The sequence below is a fragment of the Oleiphilus sp. HI0067 genome (genome assembly GCF_001635735.1).
The window spans coordinates 1-917 of the sequence record NZ_LWFI01000117.1; the positions used below are offsets into that span (position 1 = coordinate 1).

Annotated in this window: 2 protein-coding genes; both read right to left on the reverse strand. The window is 45.7% G+C overall.

Annotated elements, in window-relative coordinates; all coding sequences use genetic code 11:
• A partial coding sequence (locus A3739_RS01655; RefSeq protein ID WP_197471949.1) for a biotin/lipoyl-binding protein occupies positions 1-391 on the reverse strand: 391 nt, incomplete at its 3' end.
• 10 nt (positions 392-401) lie between these two features.
• Positions 402-917, reverse strand: a 516-nt coding sequence (locus A3739_RS01660; RefSeq protein WP_156502242.1) for an ABC transporter ATP-binding protein, incomplete at its 5' end; no start/stop codon positions are given.

Sequence of the window (917 nt, forward strand, 5' to 3'; positions counted from 1 at the left end):
ACCGCTCAGACTCTATCGATAAAAAAGCATGCCGTGCACGCAACTGAGACAATTCCGAAGCCATCAATACTGGATCGAGCATAAAAAGTACGTCTCCCTGCTCTACTAAATCTCCTTCTGCAACGGCGACCTCAATGACCTCAGCAGAGTTCTGGTGCTGGATCTGTACGATTGAGTCTGAAGGCACCAACTTGCCGTTGGCGCGAGTTACCTCGATAACCTGCGCGATCGAAGCCCAGAGTAATAACAACACTAAAGTCACTAAAATCAATTTTGGGGCGAGGGTGAACATCTTCCCCGGATTCTCTTTGTCAAATTCAGAACTGTAGAGCAAGGTTTGCTCGCTATTTTTTCCATATGCTCGGCTAATTGACTGATAAAGGTTCTTCATTGCCATCTCCTTACACAAAATCACCAGAATTCAAACGTTTAATTTCCTGCACACGACCGTTTTCCATGAGAACTTCGTGCTGCCCCAACCTTCGGATATAAGGATGAGTGGAGACAATAATCATTGTTGCTTCAGACGTTTTTGATTTGATGTAATCCATCAAATACCCGACAGAATACTCGTCAAGGTTACGACTAGGCTCATCAAGGATAATCAAACTCGCATCTCTAAGAAAAAGACGAATTAACCCTATCTTTTTGGTGAAACTTGCGGGGTATTGGCGCTCTCCACCCATCGGAGTGTCAAGACCTTCAGGAAGTAGCTGATCATCGTCAAACAATCCCATTTTTTCACATGCCTGCCGCAATCGCCCATCACTCGAATTAACCGAAGCGACCAGTAAATTGTCACGAAGAGAGGCTGTTAGAATCTGGGGTTCTTCAGACAGATAGGCAATCGAAGAGCGGTACTCAGACGCGGCATATCTGCGAATGTCCAGGCCCCCTATATGCACAGAACCAGATTG